This window comes from Parvularculales bacterium, from assembly GCA_036881865.1.
Taxonomy (GTDB): domain Bacteria; phylum Pseudomonadota; class Alphaproteobacteria; order JAPOUT01; family JBAJNM01; genus JBAJNM01.
Genome location: JBAJNM010000034.1, coordinates 1 through 19,573, shown reverse-complemented (window position 1 = coordinate 19,573; position 19,573 = coordinate 1). Strand labels below are relative to the sequence as shown.

Here is a 19,573-nt window from a genome sequence, read left to right as displayed (position 1 = left end):
TGTTCGGTCTCCATGCGTTCGTGCTTTAGCCAATGGGCCGGCCCCGATCGATCGCCTGCGCCTTCGGTGTTCCCGCTCATCTCTATGCATTTTACTGCTCCTTGGACGGCTCCATCAACCCCCGCACCGGCCCACGACACTTTGCTGGCCCACGCACCCTTTACGCCGTTTTCAGTTAGACAGGGGCTATGCGTCTAGCCGCGTCTGCTGGCACGCATTTAGACAGCCCCCAATGCGACAGCCCGGTGTCGTACTTTCATACATTGCACACGCCTTCATACTGCTGCCCTAATCGGTCTAGCCCTTGTTTCGGTGCTAGTGCGAGGCGCCTAAGCGCCCTACGCGTCGTTGGCGGCCTACACTTTCGTGTTGGGGGCCCACCTGATACGCAGTACCATCGTGGCATTTGGCTATCAATATTTGAGGAGAGTCGGTGACCCGGCCCCCCATGCAGCCCTCTCGGCCGCACCCAATGGGCATTGTGCGGTACCTACTCGCCCGTGCGAGACCCCTTCGGGTTGCTCTTGCATGTATTACTAGTGCCGCACGCCTAAACGCTCACCACAATCAAATGATTGTCTAGCATTGGACTCGAACCAACACATTTCACATTTTCAATGTAACGCTCAACCCTCTCAGCTACCCAGACTCGGGTGCATTTAACCGCTCTGCCTGCCCCCACTCGGACAGGTATGACCCTGCATTTTCTACTTACAAGGTAAACGCCTTCATTAAGCCACCGAGTGCCCAGGCTGAATAGGGATCGAACCTACATCCTCATAGTTATGAGCCATGTGCCTTCCCGTTAAGCGACCAGCCTAATGAGAGACGGAATCGAACCGTCGACATACGCATTTACAGTGCGCTGCATTTCCACCCTGCCCCCTCACTGGGGGGCTTCCTTTGCTATTCATCACGTGGGCCACCTGAATAAGGCTGGCATCGATCCAGCACCCTTGGCCCTATCAAGGCCATGCCCTCCCCATTGGGCCACTTATTCAACGCGAGGCCCCTCGACGGAATGGGAATCGAACCCATACCCCCCGAGCCCAGATCGGGGAATCTGCCTATAATCTATCCGTCAAGGGGAGGGCGCCCTCCCTATACCCCCCCCCCAACATGTGTGCAACACTACAATAAGGTATAAACCTCCCATCATCACCTGCGGGTTTTCTCACCCGGGCTCTAATGTAACTAATCATTCCTATACCCCCCGTAGTACAGCGCAAAACTATTCGTGAAGAAACAACTACCAGTAACCATGTATCACCCCCCAGCAATAGGTCCTGGTAAGGACGATCCCGGCTCGAGCCACGTGAATCACTGGTTTGGGGAGATTAGGGTTGCCCAACCGGCAGAGGACCACGTAGTGCAATAAAACACCCGAGTCCACGACATCGGCCAGCTCATCGGCTGTGCCACACATTACGTGTGCCCCACGGGACACGCCCCTAAGCAGATTAAAAACCGACCCAAGTTTGGTGTTAGCCGCTGCTGCGGCTGCTGGACCAGGATTGGTATCTAGGTCGTCCCCGACCTCACAAATCATTCTGTAGGCCTTATCCAGACCGGATGCTGCCTCAACTACATCAACCCCTGGCCCTCTCTCAGAGGGCTGGGCCGCGTTTATGGCCTCAGCCATATTTAAATCCCGTTCCGTTAGGAACCGCGAAATTGTGCACACCGACCTTTCCCCCACACGGTGGTGTGCTACACTACAATAGTGACAAATGGCTGCTATCATACGGTGGGGGGCCCTCACTCCATCCCCCCCTGGGTCCACTCATAGAGAAATCCGATTGTTAAAATAATTAAAAATGCAAACATGGCTCAATAGCCCGTTGGGGCCGCCCTATTGTACGATAGTGTCCAGGGGAACACGTACGATATTTCGATATCAAATACAATAAAAAGCACCCCCACTAAGAAAAACCGCACTGCTAGCGGAGCCCGCGCCGTCCCAAAGGGATCGAATCCGCATTCGTACGCAGAAACCTTGGCCCCGTCCGGTATTTTATTAGAAATAAAATACGAACCTCCGCCAATTAAGACCGATACGGATGTCCCTATCGACATGATGAAAATCATCAATATATAATCATCTGCTGTCACACGCGAGCCCCCTTACCTGGGCAAGCCCCTCTTTTTTCGTCCCCTCTGCAGGACCACGTCTTGCCGGTCCTCCTGGGCCCCCCGCACTGGCCGGTTCAGTATCACGGCGCCCATTAATGCAGCTAGCAGTACCAGCCCCCCCATTATAAATCAGTATATAGACCAGCCGTACAAAGCATCGCCAATGCACCCGGCCGACGTACGGCACCATGCGCGGATTGGCCCGGCCATGGGGCCGCTGCCGGCTAGGGTATGCGATAACGCATGGCCCAATGCCAGAGCTATGGGGGCGCCCCCGGGGGCCAGCCCATAAGGGCTGGCCGCTGGCCCCCTAACCCTAGGCGCAGGTTCCAAATTCAGTAGCATCAGCACAAAGATAAACACAACAATTATCGCGCCTGCATATACTATTATGCACTTGAAGCCTATAAAATCGGCGCCCACTGCGACCATTACGGCCGACATACACACAAATGCAGTGACTAACCCCAGGGCCGCCCGCACCGGGCTGGCGGCTAGGACGACCAGCAAGCCGGCCAACACACCCATTAACGACACGATCACGATAAACCGGATTGCCACTCCCCTCGATGGGAGTCGAACCCATAAACCCAAGGCCTAAGACTGGCGTAATGCCGTTATACTACGAGGGTCGCCTCCTCCGTGCATCCTTGGACGAGCAATGGGATTTGAACCCATGGCCTTGGACGCCACATGACCCTGCGCTACCGCTGCGCTATGCCCGTCCGCTGCGGGGGGGCCAGCCCTCGTGGCTACCGCCCCTGCGGGCACGCTACCGTTATATCATTTAGAGCGACCGACGGCCAAATGCCCAGTACGTATACCAACACGACCAGTAAAAATAGTACATAGAAATCACGGCGGGCCAAGTCCCTTGAAAAGTGCACATAGCGGGATGGCGCGCCACCGCACACCCGGTTGTACATATACAATGAGTACACGGCCGAGAGCACGATGCCAGATGCAACCAGCACGCCGGCCGCGGAGCTGTGCCCAAATGCTGCCACGAATGACATAAACTCGCCAACAAAATTACAGCTTAACGGCACCGACGCATTGGCTAGTACTAAAGCCAGCGTTAGTGCGCTAAATAGCGGCATCGCTCCCGTCATCCCCCGATAGTACTTAACTAGCCGGGTCTGATGCCGGTCGTATAGGCATGTTACTGCTATAAACAACGCTGAACTTACTAGTCCGTGCGCTAGCATTAAAAACGCAGCGGCTACCTGCCCTTGGCTCGATTGGCTAAATATGCCTAAGGTTACTAGGCCCATATGCGCGACGGACGAATACGCTACGATGCGTTTCATGTCGATCTGTCTGCATGTTGTCAAACTGCCGTATATTACGCCCAGCGTGCTAAGCGTTAATGCTAATGGCCCAAAATAGCCAAACGCCCCTGGCAATAGCGATCATGCAAACCGGATCAGGCCATACCCACCTATTTTTAACAGCACGCCGGCCAATAGCACGGAGCCGGCCACTGGCGCTTCAACGTGCGCTAGTGGCAGTCATATGTGAAACGGCATCATTGGTACTTTGACTGCCAAGCCCAGAAACAGCCCAACGTACGCATAGTACTGTACGCCGGTTGGTATGGCCATACTGCGTAATCCCAGATAGCCTGTCGTACCGGCAAACCCATATAGGGCCAAGATCCCCAGCAGCATAAACACGGATCCGGCCAGGGTGTACATTACAAAATAGTACGTAGCTAGCCTGCCGGATGGGCTGCGACCCCCTCAAACGCCTATTATTAAAAACATTGGGATCAGTACCGACTCAAACAGCACATAAAACCCAATCAGGTCCATTATAGTAAACACGCCCACTAACAACAGTTCGACAACCAATAGGCACAACACGTACTCTTTGACCATCCACACAATCGACCGCCAACTAATTAGCACGCATATCGGGACCAACAGCGTCGTTAATAGCACTAAATATATCGACAGGCCGTCGACAGCAAATACAATCGCACCGCTACCCGACCAATTCATTTGGCACCAGCATTGTAGGCCCATCCCCCTGTCCATTGACGCCCATAGCGCGTTCGTGGCTGTTAGTGCGCACAACGACCATATTAGCGCAACCCGCTTCAACCGGTTGTGCTGGTGCCTGCGCACCATTAGTACATTCCCTATACCAAGTGCCGGCATTAGTAAAACCAGCCCTAACATCTGTTGACGGCGCCTGGCAACCAATTCTCTAGTCTGCCACCTATGGGGCCTAGTACTAAGAAAGACCCAAAATAGTATGTTGAGCATAGCTGCCCTACTAGTACGTACGGCGGCTCTACTGGCTGCCCGCCGATCCACGTTAATAACGCAAAATCGGCAACCAAGGATCAAAACAACAACCGGCCAATCGGCCTAAACGGCAGCCCTTTCAGCCGGCTAGTGTGCAATGCCGGCAGTACCAGCAGAACGACTATGCTGAACACTAATGCTAACACACCGCCCAATTTGTTGGGGATTGATCGTAATATGGCATACACCCATAAAAAGTACGCTTCAGGTGCTATGTGCACCGGCGTTACTAGTGCGTTGGCCTGCCTATAATTTTCAGCATCCCCCAATGCATAGGGTCCAATAAATGCCAGTCCGGCCAACACCCACATAAATAGCATAGCGCCATACAGGTCCTTAAGCACATAGTACGGATGGAACGGCACTTTATCCACGTCTGATCACACGCCGACCGGATTGTTTGATCCTGCGCTATGCAGCGCTATTATATGAATGGCTACTAACGCGGCCAGCACGAATGGCAGCAGATAGTGCAGGCTATAAAACCGGTTTAGTGTTGCGTTCGATACGCTATAGCCCCCCCACACCCAGATCACTATATCCGTACCAATGGTACTCAGCAAATTAGTTATTACGGTTGCTGCTCAAAACGACATCTGGCCCCACGGTAGCACGTAACCCATAAAAGCCGTTACCACCATTACTACGTACAGCGCGATACCAACCACTCAGACTTGGGCCTTATTATACCCCCCGTGGTATAGGCCCTTCCCCACATGCACATATACGCACGCAAAAAACAGCGAGGCGCCGTTCGCATGCACATACCGCAACACATGACCATTATTGACGTCCCGCGTTATATGCGCAACTGAAGCAAACGCCATATCAACGTCTACGCAATAATGCATGGCTAGTAGCACGCCCGTCACGATTTGCCCCATTAAGCATATGCCAAGCACGGATCCAAAATTTCATAAATAACTAATATTCGATGGACCTGGGAGATCTATCACCACCCCGTTCAGTATGGATAGTACCGGACTGCTCTTTCTCTTGGTCAATGCCCATAGTGCGACTCGAACGCACAAATAATGATTGGAAATCACTCATTTTCCCGGCTAAACTATATGGGCCCGATCCTTGACTCAAGCTGGTCTTTAAAATGGATATCTCTCTTTCATTAAAAAATGCACCCCAAGGTGGCCCTGCCCGCCCCACTCATTGTCCCTAGGCGGGATCGAACCGCCGGCCGGCAGGACCGAGCTGCGGCATTCCCCTGTTTAGGGACAGGAGGGGGCTACGCCCCCCCTCACCAGTACATTAGCACAAACAGGTACAGCCATACAACATCGACAAAATGCCAATACCATGCAGCCGCTAGAAGCCCGATATGGTGCGTTCTAGTGTAATGATGCTTGACCAGCCGGTACAGGCATATCAATAGAAACGTACTGCCTACTAGCACGTGCCCCCCATGTGCCCCCGTTGTTAAATAAAATGTCGACCCATATACCGAATCTGATATTGTAAACGGCGAACCAACATATTCCATCGCTTGCAATCCCGTAAACAACGCACCCATCGCAACCGTCGTGGTCAAGCCGGCTATGGCCGATTTACGCTGACCGCTAATGAGTGCATGGTGCGCTCATGTTACTGTTGCACCCGAGCTCAACAGCACCGCTGTGTTTAGCAGCGGCACTGCAAGGGGATTTAACGGCTGAATCCCGACTGGCGGTCACACCGAGCCAATTTCTACGTCTGGCGCAAGACTGCTATGGAAAAACGCCCAAAAAAACGCAAAAAACAAACAGATTTCTGACACGATGAACAGGATAATGCCATACCTTAGGCCCCGTCGAACAGCTAACGTATGGCTGCCTTGGTACGTCGATTCGCGCACTATGTCGCGTCATCAAACAACCATCGTTATGGCTATAAGGGCCAGCCCCCCCAACAGCAGCCAACCTGGCCCATAGTGCAAATACACTACAAACCCGGCCGTACTAAATAACGCACCGCATGCACCAATGTATGGTCATGGGCTCGGATCAACTATATGAAAGGGATGATAATGCTGTCGATTCATGCGCGCCTGTTACCCAATATGCCCACCCCCGCCCCGGGGATGGTGCACTCACCCAGATATAGGGTGGTTAGTAGGCAAAAAACGTACGCCTGTATCGCAGCTACTCCGCACTCTAGTGCCGTTATGCACGCCATTACTACGACCGGTGCCGCGCTCAAAACGACCAGCCCGCCGTGCATCATCAAACAACCTTGATAGCCAAACCCGGCCAGTATCGCAAACAGCAAATGGCCGGCAGACAGGTTGGCCGCTAGCCTAACGCCCAACGAAATGGCTCTTGACAGGTAACTGGCCGTTTCAATTATGATCAACATGGGCGCTAACGCCATCGGTGCGCCATTTGGCATTAGTATGCTAAAATAGTCGACTCCATTGCGTTTAAATCCAATTACAGTCACACCGATTAGTACCGTTAGTGACGCACCAAACGTTAATGCCACATGGGCCGTCGGCGTAAATACGTACGGAAACAGACCCAACACGTTAACTATTAATAAATATGTAAATAGACCTAAGATGAACGGGTAATGCCCCCGGCCCAGAGGGCCGGCATTGTCGTGCACCATTCTGCCAATAGCGCTATGCACTAGCTCTATTACAACAGGCCATCTAGCCGGCACTAGCGCGGTAGATCCCGATAGCACCCAGTACACCGTTACGGCAAAACTTAGCATTAGCGATGCGTTAGTTACCATTCCACACACGCGTACTATCTCAAACTGGTCGAAATACACTGCTATCACCCAGGCCGCAAATGCTGCGCTACTGCGCATGTCGCCTTATAGCCAGATGCCATTGCATTTTTGGCAACACTAAGCCAACCAATACGGCATATAGCCCATAGTACGTCACTATAAATCCAATCAGCTGCGTTATAAAGGCAGCACTGTCCACTTGCGGCACCGCCCACTCCTCTGGATAGCCTTGAGCCCGACACACGGTCTCACTACCCCCCATGCACTCATGCTACATATTTGTCTAGTGCAACCCCTTCGACTACGACCGGCATAAATGAATGGTTCGCACCGCAGATTTCTGAACACTGACCATAAAACGCGCCCGGTCTATTTATATAGAAACTAGTTTGGTTTAGCCGGCCAGGCACGGCGTCTATTTTTACGCCCAACGACGGCACTGCTCACGAATGCAGCACATCTGCACCAGTCACTAGCACGCGTACGTGCGTTAGGATCGGCACAACTAGCCTGTTATCAACCTCTAGCAAACGCAGCTCGCCCAATAGCAACTCGCCCGTCGGGATCATGAACGAATCGAATTCAATTATGGGGCTGAAGCCAGGCCCTACCTCACCAATAATGGTTACGCCATATTCATAGTGCCAGTACCATTGGGTACCAACCGCCTTAACGGTTAATGCCGGTTCGACTATATCGTCCATAACGTACAGCAGCTTTAGCGACGGAAACGCGATACATACCAGTATCAGCGCCGGCACAAGGGTTCATACCACCTCAATCAGGGTGCCATCGAGTAGATACCGGTTATAGTGCCTGGTCGTTAGCGCATGCACCATCAGCCATAGCACTAAGGTTACTATTAAAACCAGCACATACATGACCTGGTCATGCAGCATTATCAGTTCATGCATAACTGGGCTGGCTGCATCCTGTAGACCCAACTGTCAGGGCTCAGGCGCATCGTGCATAAAAGGCCGCATAATGCCTAAACGGATTTGAACCGCCGACACCAGTACCGAACACTGGTATTTTGCCTTTAAACTATAGGCATTGGGTGAAACCTTGGGCGTACCCCCCCGCAAGGGCAAACACACCCGCAAACACAACCATCATCAGCGCATAGTTGGGCAGGTAAACCTGCCCATTACTGATTTGCTGTGTTAATCGTATGCCCACTTGAACCAGCCCGGTCGGTCCGACCCACTCTAATAGGCCTCTATCTATGGATCGGTACGTTGCCGTCTGGCCCATTTTAAATGCATACCGGACCAGTCAATGATTTATTACAAAATTGCACTGCCACGCACTACTAAAAAACGCATAGGCCCCCATAAGGGGCGCCAGCGGCCGGGCCCCCCCCCGGGCCGGTCCGACGACACTTGCATGCACTGCATGGGCGGCCAGCCCGCCCATTGCCCCTAGCACTAACGGCATCCATTGGATTGTACTAGGTACAACCGGCACCAGCACGTTGGCCAGTACCTGCTCTTTGGCCAAATAGCCCGTACATATGCTGCCAACGGCCAATAGCGCTAACGGCCCCAACATGACTATCGCCCCCTCCTTTGACTGCTTAAACACCCTAGCCTGTGTGTTGGTGTCCGTTATGAATGTTAGATAAATCAGCCGTACCGAATAGTATGCAGTCAATAACGCGGACAGACTACCCAGTCAGTAAGCCAGCCCAATATCGTACCGGCCATACATGAGCTCTATAACCAGTTCTTTTGAATAGAACCCAGCTAAAAACGGCACGCCCATTAACGATAGCGAGCCTATCAAAATCATTGCGTATGTAAACGGCATTGGGACTATTAGGCCGCCCAATCGGCGCATGTCCTGTTCATCGTTAACGGCATGAATGACCGTCCCGGCACTCATAAACAACAGCGCCTTAAAGAACGCATGGCCCACCAAGTGACTCAGGCCAACTGCATAACTAGACGCACCGCATGCCATTACCATATAGCCCAGCTGACTGCACGTCGAATAGGCGATCACCTTTTTGATATCGTTCTGCACTGCCCCGGTCGTTGCGCCAAAAAACGCCGTCAGCCCGCCCAATAGGGTCACGGCCGTAAGCGCCAACGGCGCGCATTCAAACAGCGGCCCAGACCTAATCAATAAAAACACGCCCGCCGTTACCATCGTCGCCGCATGAATTAGCGCCGATACCGGCGTTGGACCCTCCATCGCGTCCGGCAACCAGGTGTGCAGGCCTAATTGTGCTGATTTTCCGGCCGTACCGATTAGCAACAGCAAACTGAGGCACCCAAGGTGGCCCTGGGGGGCTACGCCGCCCGCCAAGGGCGCGGCGCAACACAACGCCGAATAGTCTAGTGCGCCATATTCACGCACGAATAGCACCATGGCCAGCACCAGGCCCACATCGCCCACACGGTTTATTAAAATGGCCTTAACGGCCGACCGGTTTGCATCTAGACGGCTGTACCAATAGTTTATTAACAGGTACGAACACAGACCTACGCCCTCTCACCCTATAAACAACTGTATATAATTGTTGCTGGTCACTAGCACGACCATTAAAAACGTAAATAATGATAAATAACTCATAAAACGCGGCACGTGCGGGTCGCCCGACATATAGCCGATTGAATACACATGGACGAGGGCAGACACACCAACGACGACAACTAGCATGATCGCGGTTAAGCCGTCAAATTGCAATTCAAATCCGGCCGCTACTGGCCCTATATCAAATCACCGTCATACGCGCACGTACGCCGGACTACCATTAACTGCCGATTCATAAAAAATTAGACCGGCAACTGTCGCACTGAGCACCATACACCCCGACGTCACAGTTCCGGCCCCCTTTGACCCGATCGTTCGACCAAACAATCCAGCAACCATCGCACCACATAGGGGCAGCACTAGCACTAATAGGTACATTAAATGATTAATAATATGGGGTGAGGTGCTTTCTAAGGGCGATAACACCATCTCACATCTTGAATATTCACCGCCCCCGCTACGTTAATATAACCCAATCACAGCATCGTGTGCTATTTGCAACATCAAATTAGGCACCATTAACCCAAACATTATAACGTACAGGCACAGGCCCATTATAACGGCTTGATGGGGGGTGGGGCGTTCCCCCTCCTTATACCCATAAGTAGCGGCGGGGCCATAGGCCCGCTGGCCGGCCCTATGCCCGTCGTAGGCATATGCCACCAGCACAACCCGCACATAGTATACGGCGGCAATCACTGAGCTCGTTACGGCTATAATGCACACTAAATAATGCTTGGCCGTCATGCCGGCCAATAGCACTAGTCACTTCCCCAAAAAGCCCATTAACGGTGGTATGCCTGCAATTGAGAAAAACACCAACGCCACCGTTCCAGCCATTACTGGATTGGCTGTCGACAGCCCGTTCAGCCCGGCCAACAGGGGCCGCCGAGGGCGGCCCCGAGCCCCTTCGGGCTCGTATAGTGCCAGGATTACCGCAAAACTGCAAACAGCCATTACCATATAGACTAACAAATAGACCGTGCTGGCCTGCATGCTACTAAATGACCCAATCCCTATTCCAAACAACATAAAACCTGCATGCCCAATGCCGCTGTACGCCATTAGCCGCTTTATGCGCGTTTGGTTTAACGCACCCAACGAGCCATACGCCATTGACAATATTGCACAAAACCACACAACATGCATAACGGGCCCAATCTGGACCAGTATCGCAAAGACGGCCGCCTTAGGCACCGTCGCCAGCAAAGCCGTTACAATTGTTGGCGCGCCTTCATATACGTCGGGCGCCCACATATGAAATGGCGCTGCTGCTAGCTTAAACAACAGCGCTGCTGTTATAAATGTCTGCGGTAGCGCGGGGGCTATGCCCCCCAATGCCATTGATAAGAGGTGAACGGCTTGCACGCCCGTTTCGCCCGTTGTGCCATACAACAGCGCACACCCAAACAAAAACAGACCGGTCGATACTGCGCCCAATACATAATATTTTAGGCCGCCCTCTGCGCCATATGCGTTATCGGTGCTTAGTGCAACTAGTACAAACAGCGCCAGGGTTTGCAGTTCCATTGCCAAGTATACGGACACCCAGTTTATGGCCGATCCTAATAGCAGCGACCCAAGCAGGACTATCATTAGCAGCACGGACGGCACTGCAGCACGACCCTTGTTTAACACGGATATTGATGATGCACCTAGGGCTATCGTTACCTTAGACACTATTGATCAGCTGTTAACCATTAACAACCCTCCCGACCATTGCACCCACAGCCCCGGGGCGCCGTTGGCGCTCCACCAATAGACCGTCAACACGCTAACCGTAACGGATGCGCACACAGATGCCCGCCATGTCGGCCACTTTATGCTGTACGGCACCAATGCCAGGATGAGCACGCACAATAGCAACTCTGGACTCGTTCAAATGACTGCTCACATAGGGAGCGGGGAAACAACGCCATGCTGAACCACACTACGCAAGGGTTGGGTTTGAACCAACACCATCAGATCATGAGCCTGGCAATCTGCCGATTAATCTACCCTGCGGCAGCCGAAGCCCCCACCTGGCCGCCCCGCAACTCCGGTTGCCCTTATTAGGGGGTCGAACCCTAATCTGTTGCTTAGAACACAACCGCTCCACCATTAAGCTAATAAGGAAGATAAGAAGAGACGGTGAGGTGTTAGAAAGCCCCTCCCAATCGGCGCATCGCCACGCACGACGGTAATGGGAATTGAACCCATGAGCTATTGTTTAGCAAACTACTGCCTTACCCTCTCAGCCATACCGTCGCTCACCCCCAGCAGGCGCCGGCGGGTATCGAACCCACGTCGCTGCGTTCTGCGAACGCACGCACACCACTGTACTACAGCGCCCGCGGCCGGGCCGAGATGGACGGGAATTGAACCCATAATAGCCGAATGACAATCAGACATTATACCACTTTAACTACCACCCCCTACTACAGAGAGGCATGGGATTTGAACCCATGAGCCCTATGGGCCTGCCGGTTTTCAAAACCGGTGCATTAAACCGCTCTGCCAGCCCCCCACCGGGGCGGGCGGGACCTATAGGTCTTGATCCTATACCGTGTTGCTTGCAACGCAAATGCCCTACCATTAAACTAAGGCCCCAGCGGAGAAGTAGCCCCCGGGGGGCCGACGGCCGCCGCCTGCCATTCGTTACAGGCCAAATAGTATTAAAAACGCGATCATTAGTGCAAACAGGCCCATAGCCTCCGATAGGGCAAACCCCAGTATTGTGTACGTAAACAACTGCTGCTTAAGCATTGGATTGCGTGCAAAGCCCTGGATCAGGCTGCCAAACACCGTACCAATGCCAGCGCCGCTGCCGGCAACACCAATTGTAGCGCAACCGGCTCCGACAAATTTCGCTACACTCAATAGCTCGACTATCACACGCAGGGCCAACCCCCCACAGGGCCAAAGGGTATCGAACCCCTGTCTACTGGACGAAAGCCTGTCGTACTACCATTGCACTATGGCCCCCGCTCTACCGACCAGGCTCGAACTGGCATGCTTTTAGTTAACAGCTAACCGCTTTACCGTTAAGCTACCGTAGAGGCCCCGCTGGCCACCCTTGCTCATTGCAAGGGCTGCTAGAGTCGAACTAACGCACGTAACTTTGAAGGCTACCAGTCTGCCGTTAACCTAAGCCCTTCAATATGAGAGGGCCTGCCGCGCTAGCTAGGGATAAGGGAGTCGAACCCATAGTCGTATAGATCAAACCTACATGCCGTACCATTTGGCCAATCCCTAATGGGTGAGCCACAAGGAGGGGAGCTGGCGGGGCGTAGCCCCCCGATGTAGTTGTTAACCGGCGTTGCCCCTCCCTAGAACGGGGCCAGCCCATTAAGCCCAATTAGCGCACTGGACACGAGTACCAGGTAGCCCAGGCTAAACGGTAAATACGTCTTTCATAGCAGCGACATTAGCTGGTCGTACCGCACACGTGGCAGCGATGCGCGCACCCATATAAACCAAAACACGATAACGGACGCCTTAGGCCCTTGGCAGCCGGGCCCGAGAAACAGCACGACGCCAAACACAGTCATTAATATAATGTTGGCATACTCAGCCAAAAAAAACAACGCGAAACCCATGCTTGCATAATCAACATTAAACCCAGAGACTAGTTCCGATTCCCCTTCAGTTAGGTCAAACGGCGCTCTATTCGTTTCGGCCAAAGCCGACACCACATAGAGCGCCGCAGCCGGCAGCAACGGCAGTACGTACCAAATGTCGCATTGGGCCCGACCAATTTCAGATAAATTTAACGAACCAACACACAGCACGACCGCCAATACTATTAGGCCGATTGACACCTCATAGCTAATCATTTGCGCAGTTGCACGTATTGCGCCTAACAGCGCATATTTTGAATTGCTAGACCAGCCAGACATTAGTACAGCATACACGCTAATGCCGGACACAGCCAATATGTACATGACTCCAACATCTATGTCACTCAACACCTGCCCTTTCCCATAGGGGATCGCTGCCCATGCGGCGATCGCGAGTGTTAATGCAATCACAGGCGCCAGTACATAAATGACCGCATTCGCCTGGCACGGTACGACTAGTTCTTTAATAAACAACTTTATACCATCGGCTATTGGTTGCACTAGGCCATATGCGCCTATTACGTTAGGCCCACGCCGGCGCTGAACATACCCCAGGACTTTGCGCTCGGCTAACGTCATGTATGCAACGCTAACTAGCAATGGTACTATTATTGCCATTATTTTTACACCCGCTGCTGCCATGCGCCGGCCCCTGGCGCGTTTGGTTCCAGAGGGGGAAGATATATAACTTCTCTTCCCACCTCACACTCATACCCCCCTCCAAGACGTACGGTGAGGAGTTGTAGGTGTGTCATTCAGGCGGTGTCGGATGCGCCCACTCTAAGGTCCAAATCGATTCATCTGGTGTATACTGACTAAATGGCCGCTTGTGCTCGAATGCCTCGTATACTAAGTACACAAATCAAAGCACCGACATTAACGACACTATCGACCCCGTCGAACTGATCAAATGCCAGCCAGCATAGCTGTCCGGATAGTCCGAATAGCGCCTCGGCATCCCCGCTAGCCCTAGTCAGTGCTGTGGCATAAACGTTAAATTCACGCCCATAAACATTACCATAAAATGCACTTTCCCGTACAGCTCGTTATATGCATAACCGGTTATAACCCCAAACCAGTAATAAAAGGCACCAAAGATTGCAAACACCGCCCCCAGGCTGAGCACATAATGAAAATGGCCAACTACATAGTATGTATCGTGCAACGCAACGTCTAATGCGCTATTCGACAGCACTATGCCGGTCAACCCCCCAATTGTAAATAAAAATATGAACCCCATGGCCCAGAGCATAGGAGTGCACAGCCGTACTGACCCCCCATATATAGTCGCTACCCAGCTAAATATTTTGATGCCGGTCGGCACCGCTATGATCATTGTTGCTGCTGTAAAATATGCACGCGTATCAACATCCATACCTACAACAAACATATGGTGCGCCCATACTATGAACCCCAGGACCCCTATCGAAACCATCGCATAAACCATGCCTAAATAGCCAAACACGGTTTCTTTCCCCGCAAACACTGGCACTATCTGCGACACGATGCCAAATCCTGGTAGAATCAGTATATACACTTCGGGATGGCCGAAAAACCAAAACAAATGCTGAAACAATATCGGGTCGCCGCCCCCCTCCGGGTCAAAGAACGTTGTGTTAAAGTTCCGATCTGTCAATAACATTGTTATTGCGCCAGCCAGCACCGGCAGCGATAACAGCAACAGCACCACTGTTACAAGTATGGACCAAACAAACAACGGCAGCCGGTCCATCGTCATCCCGGGCGCACGCATGTTTAGTATCGTCGTTATAAAGTTGATTGCCCCTAATATGGACGACAGTCCCGCCAAGTGCAAGCTAAAAATAGCCATATCCACCGACCCGCCCGAATGCACTAGTATGCCCGATAGGGGGGGGTATATTGTTCAGCCAGTCCCTGCGCCCTGTTCAATGAACGCCGACCCTAGCAGCAAGAACAATGCTGGCGGCAGCAGCCAGAAACTAATGTTATTCAACCGCGGGAACGCCATATCTGGCGCACCTATGTACAAGGGCACGAGTCAATTGCCGAACCCCCCTATCATTACCGGCATTACCAAGAAGAAAATCATAACAAGTGCGTGTGCAGTCACTATAACATTGTACAGGTGGTCGTCGCACAGCATCGGCCCTGGCGCCGACAACTCCAGCCGTATCAAGATACTAAACGCGGTCCCGACCATGCCAGATAATGCACCAAACAGCAAGTAAAGGGAACCTATATCCTTATGGTTGGTAGAAAATAATCACCTTGTTAGGAACCCTCGCACCCTCGATGGGGCCATCCCTCATGGGCTGGCCCTAGCCCACTAACCCCGTAGCAAGTTTAGCGCACGAACCGCTATAGTACCACGCGCCCTATGGTACGTTACTATTATTGACAGACCAATTGCCGACTCAGCGGCTGCAACCGTCAAGATTATTATCGCTGCAATCTGACCGACCATGTTGTCTAGGGCTATTGAGTATATAACAACACAGTACACTACTGCTAAAACCATTAGCTCAATGGCCATTACCACTATTAATATATTATTACGATTAACTAGCACACCCGTAACCCCGACAGCAAACAGCAAGCACCCCATACCATCCGCATGCATTACCGCAGATGGGATTTGAACCCATTGTTTTAGATTTTAAGCCTTACGTGTTGCCGTTACACTACTACGGCCCCAACATTGGATGGGCGCCCTAACACCTCCGCTCTGCTAGTATTGGCATATATTAGTAGCCATTGCCTCGTACACCTTGGCCCTATCCACGTCCTAGTCTAGAACTATGTCTCCCCCCGCCCATTCAAATCAATTGTGCTCCATTTCTCGGGCGTAGAAGGCGCCCCCGCTTAATTTGCTGTCAGCGATTATCTGGTCCATCTTAGCTATGGGGCACCCCGGGGCTAGCCCTGGGGAACCCCCTGCGCCATTGGATGGCGACCCGTCGATCCTTTCGTACGTGACGGCCGCAACACGCTCGGTTCGATCGTGCTGTAGATAGAAACTGACCTGACTCACGTCGGTCTAAACTCAAATCAAGTACGGTTTTAATGGACGAACAGTCCAACCGTTGCCAGCTGCTGCACCGGCCGGTTACCGTTATTCAACATCGATGTCGCAAGCGCCGTTGTGGATATGCACTCTCGAACGGCATTACGCTGTTATCCCTACGGTAGCTGTTGTCGTTGTTCGTTAGCCCCACCATTCGGCACTAACGGGTCACTATAGCCCACACCCGATGGCCGGCCCCCGCCCTTAGCTGTGTCAGTTCGGCAGTCCCCCTTACTGTCAGGCCGGCTGGTCTATTGTGTGTGCGACCTTATGCACGAACTGCGTTACTGTTTAGCAGTCGGCCGCCCCAGCCAAACTGTCGGACTAGCAACTGTCAATCGCCCCGCGGTTCAATGGGCAGTTATATCATACCGCCGCCCATATCCGATTTTAGCCCGTCTAGCTGCCTTAAATCTATGCGCTAAACCAGGCCGCACCAGTGTCCAGTAAAGCTCGATAGGGTCTACTTGTCTGACAGCCCTTATATAGTATCTGCACTATTAGTCCAATTTCGTTGGTTGTTGCATTGAGACAGGAGGGCGCTCGTTACGCCATTCATACGTGCCATCAATTAAAAGGCTATTGATTGCGCTACATTAACACGGTCAGAGTTACCGCGGCCGTTTAACTGTCATTGATTAAGGAATGGTTATTCATCCCCCAGTTTTTGATACAGTCACTGGGCAGGCATCACCATCAATACGTCCGGCCCCGGGCCCTTTGCTAATGGCTATGTTTTTAGTAAACAGTCGACACCCTCTTATATCTGAAACCGGCCTTGCTAGGGCTGAGCCCGGCCCGACCGGCCCGCCTTATTGCGAACGTACGGCGGCATTTTGCCAAGTTCCTTAACACAACTTACACCATCACTTGCGCCCACTTGCGTTAGGTTTAGTACAGTGTTCTGAAGCTAGCCGTCTGGCTGGCGCACCCATCGGCTGCACGCCGCTTAGGGGCTGTCTAACCCAGTACGGACGGTCGTTGTACCGGAAACCTAGGGCCATGATCAATGGTTTGCACATTGTTATTTACTCATGCCCGCATTATCAGCACTAACCACTATGCTTGCGCTATCCGCACACCCCCTATAGCGCGCCCTGCTACCGCCAAGCTGGAACCTCGGTGCTTGGCCCATAGCTTCGGCTTAGGCTGCAGCCGCCTTAATTGTTGGGCCATTTGCGTTCGTTGGGTGAACTGTTACGTAATCTATCAATGATGGCCGGCTCCAAGCCCACACGCCCGTTGCTATAACGCGCACACGCCCTTAAACACTCAGTCCTAATTAACGGCCTTAGCTAATGGTTTGGGCTGTTTCCCCTTTGACAATCGACGTTCGCACCGACTGTCCGACTGCTGTGCGGCGTTCAATGTACATTGTTAGCTATCGTACTCTCATTGCACTACCGTACACGAACAACCTCGCCACAGCGCCCTACTAAAATAGCTTTCGCAGAGAACCAGCTATCGCGCAGTTTGGTTGGCATATTACCGCTAGTCACGGCTCGCACGATAGTTTTGCTACACTAACCGCTACGCCCTTCCCTACGCCGTTAGGCCTGTTCAGACTGGCCATGACTAGATCACTGCGTTTCGGGCCCATTTGACTTGCGCCCTTTCGGACTTGCTGTCGCTGCAACTGCGTCTATAAAACTTAATTTTGCCAAATGCGTTACTAGCGGGCCCATTATGCAAGAGGTACGTCGACTCCCGACTGCTATCCGCCATACGGGGTTCTGGTTCTGTTTCACCGCTATTTCAACTTTCCCTAACGGTACTGTGCACTATCGGTATCGCCCGTTGGGCTGGGCCACTGCGCGCGTCGGTCGGCCCCCCCGACCTCGCCGTTAGATGTATGGGTCACCTACATTCAAATCGTTCTACTTAGGCATGAGGGCGAGGCGCTTAGGCGCCTTCGTTCTGGGGTGAGCCCCGCTTGCGCGATGACCGGGCACTACAGGCCTGTTACCTTCCATGCTAACTGCCCATCGAACCGCGATCGCTCAACGCTACTAACGGTCGCTCGCTTGATTGGGCCTCATGGTACTTAGATGATTCGGTTCCCAATCGGCCGGCTTGCTGGCCCTTTTGAGCTAATGGAACCCCGGCCCAGCCGGTCTCTCGTGGACTCGTCTACGCCATTGGCCTTCGGCCGATCCTAGTCGTCCGCCCGCTCGCCTTATTTTACTACCAGTAAGCCCCCTTGGCACTAAGGGATTTGAACCCATAACCCTCGTGATGTAAGCACGACACTCTCCCGTTGAGCTAAGCGCCAAGGGGATCGAGCCCCCCCGCCCTTAGCTGGACTCGAACCAACACCCTATCGCTTAAAAGGCGATTGCACACCCAATTGTGCCGTAAGAGCCCTTAGTCCTAGCGCACCTTCCAGTACGCTAACTGTGTTACGACTTACTCCATCTTATGCCTCACCGTTCCGACGCACCGGCGTCCCCACGCGCCCCATCCCTTAGGTGCCTAGGCGCCCCTTGGCGCTTTGAGCGCCAGTGCGCCCTTCCAGGCCTGGCACTCGGTCGAGTTGACGGGCGATTAGTACGAACATCAGTGCCGCATTCACCGTAACGCGCTGCTATACGATTACATTTAAATCCGACTGCATGCATTGCCGTTTCAGACAACAGTTGGCCATTAATTTTTGGACTGCCTTATTTGAACACCCATTGTCTATGCAATGTGGCGCATACGCTGCCCAGAGCATTAGGGCCATAACGACCAGCCTTCGTCCATAGCCCGGCCCAGGCGCCCCTGCGCCGTGGTGTTAGGCCGAACAAGGGTTAGGCCCGTTCTGTCCATCACTGCACGGGCTGACAACGGCCATGCAACACCTGTAGGCATAGGCAACTCGCCTGCAGCGCAACCGCCTATTGCCCATTCAAGCTCTGGTAAGGTCCAACGCGGATCATCGTTTTAAGCTACACGCCCCTCTAATGGGTTGATGAACCGCCTGTTTGTTTACGTTTCAGCCTTGCGGCCGTACTATGCAGGCGGTACCTTTCGCGTTCGCTTGGTCTTACCGACTAAGGTACATAGTTTACTGCACGGGCTACCAGGGTCTCTAATCCTGTTCGGTCTCCATGCGTTCGTGCTTTAGCCAATGGGCCGGCCCCGATCGATCGCCTGCGCCTTCGGTGTTCCCGCTCATCTCTATGCATTTTACTGCTCCTTGGACGGCTCCATCAACCCCCGCACCGGCCCACGACACT

The 19,573-nt window shown here is 52.9% G+C and carries 8 protein-coding genes, 18 tRNA genes, 3 rRNA genes and 3 pseudogenes; all 32 read right to left on the bottom strand.

Annotated features, from left to right (window positions below; translation table 11 throughout):
* A 16S ribosomal RNA gene (locus tag V6Z81_07825) occupies positions 1-583 on the bottom strand; the annotation flags it as partial.
* A 165-nt stretch (positions 584-748) separates the two neighbouring features.
* Positions 749-820 (bottom strand) — tRNA-Met (locus V6Z81_07820).
* Positions 820-891 (bottom strand) — tRNA-Tyr (locus tag V6Z81_07815). The genes V6Z81_07820 and V6Z81_07815 overlap by 1 nt, the downstream gene beginning before the upstream one ends.
* Positions 892-927: 36 nt before the next feature.
* A tRNA-Ile gene (locus V6Z81_07810) sits at positions 928-1,000 on the bottom strand.
* A 13-nt stretch (positions 1,001-1,013) separates the two neighbouring features.
* Positions 1,014-1,084, bottom strand: a tRNA-Pro gene (locus tag V6Z81_07805).
* 165 nt (positions 1,085-1,249) lie between these two features.
* Positions 1,250-1,642, bottom strand: coding sequence for a hypothetical protein (locus V6Z81_07800; GenBank protein MEG9862370.1), 393 nt, complete (start codon positions 1,640-1,642; stop codon positions 1,250-1,252).
* A gap of 1,052 nt (positions 1,643-2,694) precedes the next feature.
* Positions 2,695-2,765: transfer RNA gene (locus V6Z81_07795), tRNA-OTHER, on the bottom strand.
* 21 nt (positions 2,766-2,786) lie between these two features.
* A tRNA-His gene (locus V6Z81_07790) sits at positions 2,787-2,858 on the bottom strand.
* 1,451 nt (positions 2,859-4,309) lie between these two features.
* A pseudogene (locus V6Z81_07785) lies at positions 4,310-4,756 on the bottom strand (hypothetical protein).
* Between the two features lie 693 nt (positions 4,757-5,449).
* Positions 5,450-5,521 (bottom strand) — tRNA-Gly (locus V6Z81_07780).
* A gap of 952 nt (positions 5,522-6,473) precedes the next feature.
* Entirely contained in the window at positions 6,474-7,250 is a 777-nt protein-coding gene (atpB, locus tag V6Z81_07775; protein ID MEG9862369.1) for a F0F1 ATP synthase subunit A, read from the bottom strand.
* A 188-nt stretch (positions 7,251-7,438) separates the two neighbouring features.
* A pseudogene (locus tag V6Z81_07770) lies at positions 7,439-7,876 on the bottom strand (cytochrome c oxidase subunit II).
* A gap of 279 nt (positions 7,877-8,155) precedes the next feature.
* Positions 8,156-8,226: transfer RNA gene (locus V6Z81_07765), tRNA-Arg, on the bottom strand.
* Positions 8,227-8,447: 221 nt separating this feature from the next.
* Positions 8,448-8,825, bottom strand: coding sequence for a hypothetical protein (locus V6Z81_07760; GenBank protein MEG9862368.1), 378 nt, complete (start codon positions 8,823-8,825; stop codon positions 8,448-8,450).
* Positions 8,826-8,846: 21 nt separating this feature from the next.
* Positions 8,847-9,656, bottom strand: coding sequence for a proton-conducting transporter membrane subunit (locus V6Z81_07755; GenBank protein MEG9862367.1), 810 nt, complete (start codon positions 9,654-9,656; stop codon positions 8,847-8,849).
* Between the two features lie 819 nt (positions 9,657-10,475).
* Entirely contained in the window at positions 10,476-11,306 is an 831-nt protein-coding gene (locus V6Z81_07750; GenBank protein ID MEG9862366.1) for a proton-conducting transporter membrane subunit, read from the bottom strand.
* Positions 11,307-11,642: 336 nt separating this feature from the next.
* A tRNA-Met gene (locus tag V6Z81_07745) sits at positions 11,643-11,714 on the bottom strand.
* Between the two features lie 170 nt (positions 11,715-11,884).
* Positions 11,885-11,957, bottom strand: a tRNA-Ser gene (locus V6Z81_07740).
* A gap of 13 nt (positions 11,958-11,970) precedes the next feature.
* Positions 11,971-12,041: transfer RNA gene (locus tag V6Z81_07735), tRNA-Cys, on the bottom strand.
* An 11-nt stretch (positions 12,042-12,052) separates the two neighbouring features.
* Positions 12,053-12,124: transfer RNA gene (locus V6Z81_07730), tRNA-Asp, on the bottom strand.
* A gap of 7 nt (positions 12,125-12,131) precedes the next feature.
* Positions 12,132-12,216, bottom strand: a tRNA-Ser gene (locus tag V6Z81_07725).
* A gap of 11 nt (positions 12,217-12,227) precedes the next feature.
* A tRNA-Ala gene (locus tag V6Z81_07720) sits at positions 12,228-12,299 on the bottom strand.
* A 48-nt stretch (positions 12,300-12,347) separates the two neighbouring features.
* Entirely contained in the window at positions 12,348-12,569 is a 222-nt protein-coding gene (locus V6Z81_07715) for an ATPase C chain family protein (GenBank protein MEG9862365.1), read from the bottom strand.
* A gap of 34 nt (positions 12,570-12,603) precedes the next feature.
* Positions 12,604-12,674: transfer RNA gene (locus V6Z81_07710), tRNA-Glu, on the bottom strand.
* Positions 12,675-12,676: 2 nt separating this feature from the next.
* Positions 12,677-12,748: transfer RNA gene (locus V6Z81_07705), tRNA-Asn, on the bottom strand.
* Positions 12,749-13,102: 354 nt separating this feature from the next.
* Positions 13,103-13,951, bottom strand: a complete 849-nt coding sequence (locus tag V6Z81_07700) for an NADH-quinone oxidoreductase subunit H (protein MEG9862364.1) — start codon at positions 13,949-13,951, stop codon at positions 13,103-13,105.
* 331 nt (positions 13,952-14,282) lie between these two features.
* A pseudogene (locus V6Z81_07695) lies at positions 14,283-15,530 on the bottom strand (cytochrome c oxidase subunit 1).
* An 87-nt stretch (positions 15,531-15,617) separates the two neighbouring features.
* A complete protein-coding gene (nuoK, locus tag V6Z81_07690; GenBank protein ID MEG9862363.1) occupies positions 15,618-15,911 on the bottom strand; it encodes an NADH-quinone oxidoreductase subunit NuoK in 294 nt (97 codons plus the stop codon).
* Positions 15,912-15,982: transfer RNA gene (locus V6Z81_07685), tRNA-Leu, on the bottom strand.
* 33 nt (positions 15,983-16,015) lie between these two features.
* A 23S ribosomal RNA gene (locus V6Z81_07680) occupies positions 16,016-18,545 on the bottom strand.
* A gap of 10 nt (positions 18,546-18,555) precedes the next feature.
* Positions 18,556-18,627 (bottom strand) — tRNA-Val (locus V6Z81_07675).
* 85 nt (positions 18,628-18,712) lie between these two features.
* A 16S ribosomal RNA gene (locus V6Z81_07670) occupies positions 18,713-19,573 on the bottom strand; the annotation flags it as partial.